Source organism: Streptomyces sp. RP5T (assembly GCF_003933965.1).
GTDB lineage: Bacteria > Actinomycetota > Actinomycetes > Streptomycetales > Streptomycetaceae > Streptomyces.
Map to the genome: position 1 here is coordinate 1 of NZ_RSAJ01000401.1, position 7,924 is coordinate 7,924.

Genomic DNA, 7,924 nt, shown 5'->3' on the forward strand with positions numbered 1-7,924 from the left:
CCCTCGACGAGCACCGACGAGGCCCCCCAGCCGGCCGCCCCCACGCGGGCGACCGGCGGATGGGCCCCGCTGCGCCCGCTCGTCCTGCGTCTGCACTTCTACGCCGGGGTGTTCGTCGCCCCCTTCCTGCTCGTCGCAGCCGTCACCGGCTTCCTGTACGCGGGCGCTTTTCAGGCCGAGAGGATCGTCTACCGGCACGAGATGACCGTCGCCGCCGTCGGCGACAGCAAGCTGCCCCTCTCCCGGCAGGTGGCCGCCGCCCGCAAGGCACACCCCGAGGGCACGGTCTCGGCGATACGCCCCTCGCCCGAGGCCGACGCGACGACCCGGGTGCTGCTGTCGGGCGTGAAGGGCGTCGACCCCGACCACACCCTCGCCGTGTTCGTCGACCCGTACACCGGCAAGGTCCGCGGCGCCCTGGAGCAGTACGGCTCGACCGGCGCACTGCCGCTGCGCACCTGGATCGACGAGTTCCACCGTGACCTCCACCTCGGCGAGAACGGCCGCCTCTACAGCGAGTTCGCCGCCAGCTGGCTGTGGGTGATCGCGGGCGGCGGCATCGTGCTGTGGTTCTCCCGCCGCCGGGCCCTGCGCAAGGTCCGCGGCACCAGCGGGCGGCGCCGCACCCTCGGCCTGCACGGCAGTGTCGGCGTGTGGGCCGCGGCCGGCTTCGTCTTCCTGTCGGCGACCGGACTGACCTGGTCGACGTACGCCGGCGCCAACATCGACGAACTGCGCACCTCGCTCGGCCAGTCCACGCCCTCGGTCTCCGCGGCCGCGGGCGGCGACCACGCGGGCCACGGCGCCTCCGCCTCGGCCGGTGACGCCGAGCACGGCGTCGGCCTCGACAAGGTGCTGTCCGCGGCCCGCGCCGAGAAACTCGGCGACCCCGTCGAGATCGTCCCGCCCGCCGACGAGACGTCCGCCTATGTCGTACGACAGGTGCAGCGCAGCTGGCCCGAGAAGCAGGACTCCGTGGCCGTCGACCCGACCACCGGCGAGGTGACCGACACCCTGCGCTTCGCGGACTACCCGCTGCTCGCCAAGCTGACCCGCTGGGGCATCGACCTGCACACCGGCGTTCTGTTCGGCCTGGCCAACCAGCTCGCCCTGATGGTCCTCGCGCTGTCGCTGGTGCTGCTGATCGTGTGGGGCTACCGCATGTGGTGGCAGCGCGGCCGGGGCTCCGCGTTCGGGCGGCCGGTCCCGCGCGGGGCCTGGCAGCAGGTCCCGCCGCAGATCCTGGTGCCCGGTGTGGTGCTCGTCGCCGTCCTCGGCTACTTCGTGCCACTGCTCGGCATTCCGCTGGCGGGCTTCATCGCCGCCGACGTGGTCCTCGGCGAGATCGCCCACCGGCGGGGGAGGAAGACGGCTGCCTGAGGCCCGACTAGGCTGTCAGGGCGGCGAGTTCCCTGTTCGCCCGCTCGGTGATGAGGCTCAGCACCCGCCCGGCCACGACGAGGTCCTCCTCGGGGATGCCCTCGTAGACCCGGGCGGTGATGGGCGCGGTCTCGGCGGCGGTCGTCTCGAACAGCTCCCGGCCGGCGTCCGTGATCAGCACCTGGGACGGCCCATGGGGAGCCACCAGTTCCTCGGCGATCAGTTCGTCGAGCACGGAGCGCGCCTGAGCGGGGTCGGTCTTCAGCGCGCCGACGACGTCCTCGATCACGCCGTCACGCTCGACCGGTCCGTCCGCCACGGCGGCCAGGCGCAGGGTGACGGACTGCTGGAAGGTCATGCCCCGGCGGGCGAGGGCGTGTTCGAGGAGTGCGCGGGCCGCGTAGTGGGCCAGGGCTATGACGCGGGGGTTGAGAGCGGGAGTGGTGGTGGTCATGACTGCTCCTTGAGGTTCTCGTTCGTCGGATCGAGGGGGGCGTCGAGCAGGGCCGTCAGCTCACGCTTGAACTCCCGGGTGCGTGCGCTGCCCTGGCCGCCGAGCGGTGCCAGCAGGTGCTCCAGCAGCACCTGTACGACGTCGATGGCCTGCCGGGTCCGCTCGCGGCCCTCCTCGGTGAGCGCCAGTTGCACCGCGCGCGGGTCGCGCGGGTCGCGAGCGCGCTCCAGGAGGCCGGCGCTCTCCAGGGAGCGCGCCAGCTTGGAGACGTAGAGCGGTTCGAGCCCGGTCCGGTCGGCGAGGCGTCGCTGGCTGGGGCGCTCACCGCCGCGCTGCATGCCGTACAGCGAGGCCACCACCGAGTACTGGGCGTGCGTGAGGCCGAGCGGCGCCAGCGCGCGGTCGACCGCGACCCGCCACTTCATCGACAGTCGCCAGACCAGGAAACCGGGCGTCGCGCCCTCGTATGCCGTACTCATGGCCGATACAGTACATGGCTACTATATCCATGGCTACTGTTCTTCGCGGAGGGCATGACGGCAAACGCCTCGCCGGGCTAGGTTGGGCCTCATGAGCAATCTTGATCGCCAGGCGGTTCCCGCCCTGTGCGGCGGCCGCGGCTTCGTGGCGGCGGAACCCGTGCGCGAACTCCTCAGCCCCCGCCGCGTGAAGCTGGGCGAGTCCAGCGAGGTGCGCCGACTGCTGCCCAACCTGGGCCGCCGCATGGTCGGCGCCTGGTGTTTCGTCGACCACTACGGCCCCGACGACATCGCCGACGAGCCCGGCATGCAGGTCCCGCCGCACCCGCACATGGGCCTGCAGACGGTGAGCTGGCTGCACGAGGGCGAGGTCCTGCACCGCGACTCCACCGGCAGCCTCCAGACCATCCGCCCCCGTGAGCTGGGCCTGATGACCTCCGGCCGGGCGATCAGCCACTCCGAGGAGAGCCCCAAGTCCCACGCCCGCTTCCTGCACGGCGCCCAGCTCTGGGTCGCCCTCCCGGACGGCCACCGCCACACCGACCCGCACTTCGAGCACCACACCGACCTTCCCCGGGTCACGGCGCCCGGTCTGACGGCCACGCTCATCCTGGGCGACCTCGACGGCGCGCGCTCACCCGGAACGGCCTACACCCCCATCGTCGGCGCCGACCTGGCCCTGGCCCGCGGCACGGACGTACGCCTGCCGCTGGAACCGGACTTCGAGTACGCCGTCCTGTCCATGTCCGGCGAGGCCCACGTGGACGGGGTGCCGGTGCTGCCCGGCTCGATGCTCTACCTCGGCTGCGGCCGCACCGAACTCCCGCTGCGCGCCGAGTCCGACGCGGGCCTGATGCTCCTGGGCGGCGAGCCGTTCGAGGAGGAACTGGTGATGTTCTGGAACTGGATCGGACGGTCCCAGGAGGAGATCGAGCGGGCCCGCGAGGACTGGATGACGGGTTCACGCTTCGGCGAGGTGAAGGGATATGACGGCGCGCCGCTGTCCGCCCCCGAACTCCCGCCGCTGCCGCTGAAGCCGCGGGGGAGGGTGCGCTGACGCGCGGGAGCGGGACGGCGGTTTCCTCGGCGGACGGGCCTCAGCCGTAGGGGTCGAAGGGGATTCCGGCCGGTTTGGAGTGGGCGAGGGCGTAGGGGAAGTCGGCGTCGTCGATCTTGAGCGTGGCCGAGCCGAAGTCCGCGGAGAGCAGCTTGTCGCGGTAGCCGGCGGGGTAGCCGTCCCAGCCGACGAGCCGGGGGAAGAACCAGCCGCCCGTGGCGTTCTCGGGTGGCTCGTCGCCGCCGGTCGCGAAGCGGAAGCAGTGGGTGGAGACACCGTCCTTGTGGTAGACGATCTTCGGATGGGTGCCGTCGAAACGCACCGCGGAGGCGGCGGCCATCTGGTACCCGGAGTGCTGGGACACCGACACGTACTGGACTCGGTCCTCCGCGACCCACACCACGACGTGCTCCCAGTCGTGGGTGTGCCCGATGGCCGCCGGACCCAGCGTCGCCTGGTCCTTCTCGAAGTAACTGGCGTACATCACGGCGCACCAGCCGTTGTTGCACTTCGCCCGTGCGTACGTGTTGGCGTTGGCGAGCTGGGCGTAGTCGTGGCACTTGCCGTTGACGTCGCCGCCGAGCCTCAGCCCCGGGTTGATCGTGCCGTCGGCGCCGATCGCGGCGGTGGCGTAACAGCCGTCCCGGTCGTAGTCGTAGGCGGGGGAGAAGGTCTGCTCCAGACCGTCGGCGTTCTGGGGGAGCAGGGTCAGGACGTTCGCGTGGGCGGTCGCGGGGACCGACACGACGAGGGCCAGGGCGGCGCCCAGAGCCGTGGTCAGGGATCTCAACGCGCGCATGTGATTCCCCTGTTCAGCAGTAGAGGTTGCCGCCGGGGGAGACCCCGAGGATCGACGTGAACCGGTTGTAGGCGTCGACCCGGCTCTGCACCTGGGCCGGGTTGCGCCCGTCGCACTCCAGGGAGCCGTTGATGCTGCGGATCGTCTGGCCGAAGCCGGCCTGGTTGACCATGGCGTTGTGCGGGGTCATGGTGCCGGGGCCGGACTGGGTGTTCCAGTACCACAGGCCGGTCTTCCACGCCACGGCGGAGTCGTTCTGCACCAGCCAGGGGTTGTTGAGCAGGTCGACCCCCAACGCGTCGCCCGCCGCCTTGTAGTTGAAGTTCCACGAGAGCTGGATCGGGCCCCGCCCGTAGTAGGCCGCCTGACCGGCCGGGCAGCCGTACGACTGGTTCCAGTCGCAGTAGGTGGGGTAGTTGGCGGTGTTCTGCTCGACGACGTACACCAGCCCCCCGGTCTCGTGGTTCACGTTGGCGAGGAAGGCCGCCGCCTCCTGCTTCCTCACCGTGTCGCCGCCCGTCGTGGCGAAGCCGGGGTACGCGCCGAGCGCCGCGACCAGGCCGCTGTAGGTGTAGAAGGAGTTCCGGTTCGGGAACATCTGGTTGAACTGCGCCTCGGAGACGACGAATCCCGACGGTGTGCCGCCTCCGCTCGCGGGCGCGTTCCACTTCTGGTTGGCCGTACCCGCGCAGGTCCAGATCTGGAGCCGGGTGCCGTTGGCGCTGTTGTTGTCCCGGACGTCCAGGCACTTGTTCGCGGCCGGGTTGACGATGTCCCGCGCGCCGGAGACCACCCACTGCTGGTTGGCGCCGCCCGAGCAGTCCCAGAGCTGTACGGCGGCCCCGTCGGCGGTGCTGCGGTCGACGACGTCCAGACACTTGCCGAGCGCCCGCAGGGTCCCGTCGCCGGGGTTGGACCAGATCTGGGCACCGGTGCCGTTGCAGTCGTAGAGCTGGACGGCCGTGCCGTTGGCGGTGGAGGCGCCCGCCACGTCGACGCACTTGCCGGCGAGGCCGGTGATCGTGCCGGAGGCGGCGTGCGCGGGCGTCACCGTGAGCAGCGCGGTGAACACGGCGGCGAGGACGGCGAAGACCGCGAGACGGCCTCCGCGGAGGGATGAGGACATGAGTGGGCACGCTCCTTGGGGGGTGTGGGGGCGGCCGCCCCTCGGTGAGGAGGGGCGGCCGGAGGGCGGAGCTCTACGGGTAGCTGGTCAGGTTCGCCACGTTGGTCGAGGAGTTGGACGGACCGCCGGTGCCGTTGACGACGTGCCGGATGGTGCCGGTGCCGCCGAGGGAGACGGTCACCATGCTCTGGAAGCGCACCCCGGAGGTGTTCGGCGCCTCGATGGCCCGTTCCGCGACCACGGCCGGGTTCACGTTGAAGTAGCAGTAGCTGCCGAGACCGTAGGCCTGGTGGCTGGTGACGGAGTCGGCGACCTTGTAGGCGGCGTAGCCCTGCGTCGAACCGTTCGTCCAGGCAGCCTGGTTGGGCGGGTCGTAGGGCATCTCGTTCTGGTAGAAGTACGTGCGGCCGCCGTTGCCGTTCCAGACGGTCTGGTACTTCTGGTAGTGCTCGACGAACAGGCCGTACGCGGTGACGTTGTCGCCGTTGACGACGAGGCCCGTGTCCGCGGTGTTGGTGGTCCAGCCGACGCCGCTGCCGTGGTCGGCGCGCCAGATCCACATGTGGTCGCCGATGACGTTGTCGCTGTTGATGACGAGGCTGGTGGTGGCCTTGCCGACGCCCGCGCCGCCGACGCGGAAGTACACGTCGTGCAGGGAGGTCGGGTTCGCGGCGTGGGAGGCGGCGGAGCCCGTCGGGCCGACCTCCATCAGGGTCGGCGAGTTGGTGGTGCCCGCGTCGAAGAGGACGCCCGCGACCTTCACGCCGTCGACGTCGGCCACCCTCATCGCCGTGACGCCGTTGTCCGGGACGAACGTGGCGAGTCCGAGACCCAGTACGACGGTGTCGGCGCGGTTGACCTGGAGCGTCTGGTTCAGGTGGTACACGCCCGGGGTGACCAGGAGGTTCTTCCCCGCGGACAGGGCCGCGTTGATGTCCGCGGCACTGGCGCCCGGCTTCACGACGTAGAAGGTGTCCAGGGAGAGCGAGTTGCCGGCCGGCGTGCCGTTCGCCCAGCTGGTGCCGGTCGAGTTGGACCGCACCGACGGCACGAACACCTTGTACGCGCCGTCGCCGTCGACGTACAGGAACGGCTTCTCCCGGCTGACCGGGGACTGCGCGACCGTGGTGTGCGGCGGGTTGGGGAAGGTGGTGCCGGGGACGCCCTGGCTGCCGACGAAGACCATGTTCCAGTTGGATCCGGTCCAGCTGCCGAGCTGCGAGTTGCGGGTCAGCCACTGTTGCTGGCTGCCGGAGTCGACCTGTCCGTCGATCTTCGTGTCGGCGAGCAGACCGCCGCTGGACCAGCCGTTGTCGTCCAGGGCGAGGTTGCCGCGCAGATGCATGCGCCGGTACGCGGCCGCCTGCGACACCGCCCAACGGTCGCCGCCGTTCACGGGGTTGACGGACAGGTTCTCGGCCCCGCGCCAGAAGTTCTGGGTCGCGTTGCCCTGGAACCAGTCGGCCTCGGCGTGCACCGCCCCGTTCACGGTGACCGCGTCCGGGGTCAGGCCCAGCCCCGCGACCTGGGTGTAGAAGCCGACGTTGGCGTCCGCGGTGTAGGAACCGGGCTTGAACAGGACGGCGTAGCGCTGGGAGCCGAACTGGTTGGTCTCCTGCTGCTGGAAGATCGAGTTCAGCCGCGACTGGATCGTCGAGGACGACATCGACGGGTCGAAGACGACCACGTTGGGGCCGAGGTCGGGGTTGGTGGCGGACTGGGTCACGGGGACCACCTGGAAGCGCTGGGCCGCGCTGCCGTTGCACGTGTACTGCACGAACTGCACGTTGTCGGCGGTCGAGGCGCCCGAGTCGTCCAGGCACTTGCCGCTGTTGCGGTTGACGAAGTGGTAGGCGCCGCCGCCGTCGTGGACGGGCAGCCACTGCTGGTTGGCGCCGCCGCCGTAGGTCCACAGGTGGACGGGCGCGTTGTCGGCGGTGGAGACGTCGGCCACGTCCACGACCTGGGCGGTGTTGTTGCGGTTGTCGATGCGGACGTAACCGTCGCTGGTGGCGGTGAAACTCCACTGCTGGGCGGTGGTGCCGTTGCACGCGTACTGCTGCACGACGGTGCCGTTGGCGGTGCCGGCCGACCTGGCGTCCAGACAGCGGCCGCTTGCCGCGTTCATGACAGTCGAGAAGCCGCTGGGTAGTGCGGTGGCGGCGGCGTGAGCGGGGGTGGTCGTGGCGGTCAGCGCGGACGCGGCGGCCACGGTGACGAGCGTGGCGGCGCCGGTTCTGCGGAGGCGCGTGAGGGTGTGCATGGGCAGAGCCCTTCATGGGGTGTGGGGGTGGCGCGCGGTGTGTCTGGCTGACCCGTGAACCTAAAGGTATGGACCACTTGCGTCAAGAGATGAAGTAAGGTTTGAGGGAAGTGCGTTGGGTGGCGGGACGGGAAGTTTCCGGATCGGCAGCCTTGGGCGGGCGACGAGGGGATACCCGGCTGCATGTTGTCGGCCGGGAGGGAACCGCGTTGTGATCACCGTCGCTGTGTCGCTGCTGCCCGCGCTGGGGGTGCTGCTGTACGCCATGGACCGGATCGAGGACCGCCTGTCGGCCAGGCCGTCGTCGCCGCGTCACGCCAGGGGCCGCCATCTGCGCCTGATCCGCGGCACCGGCCCGTCCCGCGC

At 70.7% G+C, this 7,924-nt stretch carries 7 protein-coding genes; 2 read left to right on the forward strand and 5 right to left on the reverse strand.

The genetic code is table 11. The annotated features are described in order from the left end of the window. Positions 1-1,380 (forward strand): PepSY domain-containing protein (locus EHS43_RS31260; RefSeq protein WP_148104129.1); only part of this gene is annotated, 1,380 nt, incomplete at its 5' end. A 7-nt stretch (positions 1,381-1,387) separates the two neighbouring features. On the opposite strand, the gene EHS43_RS31265 is transcribed toward EHS43_RS31260, so the two are convergent. Both EHS43_RS31265 and EHS43_RS31270 read right to left on the reverse strand, forming a co-directional pair. After that, positions 1,388-1,834 (reverse strand): winged helix DNA-binding protein, encoded by a 447-nt coding sequence (locus EHS43_RS31265; protein WP_125194057.1) that lies wholly within the window; start codon positions 1,832-1,834, stop codon positions 1,388-1,390. Further along, the gene (locus EHS43_RS31270; protein WP_125194058.1) at positions 1,831-2,313 is read right to left on the reverse strand and encodes a MarR family winged helix-turn-helix transcriptional regulator; all 483 of its coding nucleotides are present in this window, start codon (positions 2,311-2,313) and stop codon (positions 1,831-1,833) included. Before EHS43_RS31270 ends, EHS43_RS31265 begins: the two co-directional genes overlap by 4 nt. A gap of 91 nt (positions 2,314-2,404) precedes the next feature. Between EHS43_RS31270 and EHS43_RS31275 the strand changes: the two genes are divergently transcribed. Next, complete coding sequence (locus EHS43_RS31275) at positions 2,405-3,370, forward strand: pirin family protein (protein WP_125194059.1); 966 nt, start codon at positions 2,405-2,407, stop codon at positions 3,368-3,370. Between the two features lie 40 nt (positions 3,371-3,410). Here EHS43_RS31275 and EHS43_RS31280 read toward each other — a convergent pair whose 3' ends face one another. From EHS43_RS31280 to EHS43_RS31290, 3 genes are all read right to left on the reverse strand, one after another. Further along, entirely contained in the window at positions 3,411-4,169 is a 759-nt protein-coding gene (locus EHS43_RS31280) for an NPP1 family protein (protein ID WP_185806490.1), read from the reverse strand. A 13-nt stretch (positions 4,170-4,182) separates the two neighbouring features. Continuing rightward, the gene (locus EHS43_RS31285) at positions 4,183-5,295 is read right to left on the reverse strand and encodes a chitinase (RefSeq protein ID WP_125194060.1); all 1,113 of its coding nucleotides are present in this window, start codon (positions 5,293-5,295) and stop codon (positions 4,183-4,185) included. A 73-nt stretch (positions 5,296-5,368) separates the two neighbouring features. Further along, positions 5,369-7,558 (reverse strand): RICIN domain-containing protein, encoded by a 2,190-nt coding sequence (locus EHS43_RS31290; protein ID WP_125194061.1) that lies wholly within the window; start codon positions 7,556-7,558, stop codon positions 5,369-5,371. Between the last annotated feature and the right edge of the window lie 366 nt (positions 7,559-7,924).

Excerpts from the sequence above, each read along its gene's own strand:
- EHS43_RS31265 (WP_125194057.1), bottom strand. The coding sequence starts at position 1,834 with ATGACCACCACCACTCCCGCTCTCAACCCCCGCGTCATAGCCCTGGCC.
- EHS43_RS31270 (WP_125194058.1), bottom strand. The coding sequence starts at position 2,313 with ATGAGTACGGCATACGAGGGCGCGACGCCCGGTTTCCTGGTCTGGCGA.
- EHS43_RS31275 (WP_125194059.1), top strand. The coding sequence starts at position 2,405 with ATGAGCAATCTTGATCGCCAGGCGGTTCCCGCCCTGTGCGGCGGCCGC.
- EHS43_RS31280 (WP_185806490.1), bottom strand. The coding sequence starts at position 4,169 with ATGCGCGCGTTGAGATCCCTGACCACGGCTCTGGGCGCCGCCCTGGCC.
- EHS43_RS31285 (WP_125194060.1), bottom strand. The coding sequence starts at position 5,295 with ATGTCCTCATCCCTCCGCGGAGGCCGTCTCGCGGTCTTCGCCGTCCTC.
- EHS43_RS31290 (WP_125194061.1), bottom strand. The coding sequence starts at position 7,558 with ATGCACACCCTCACGCGCCTCCGCAGAACCGGCGCCGCCACGCTCGTC.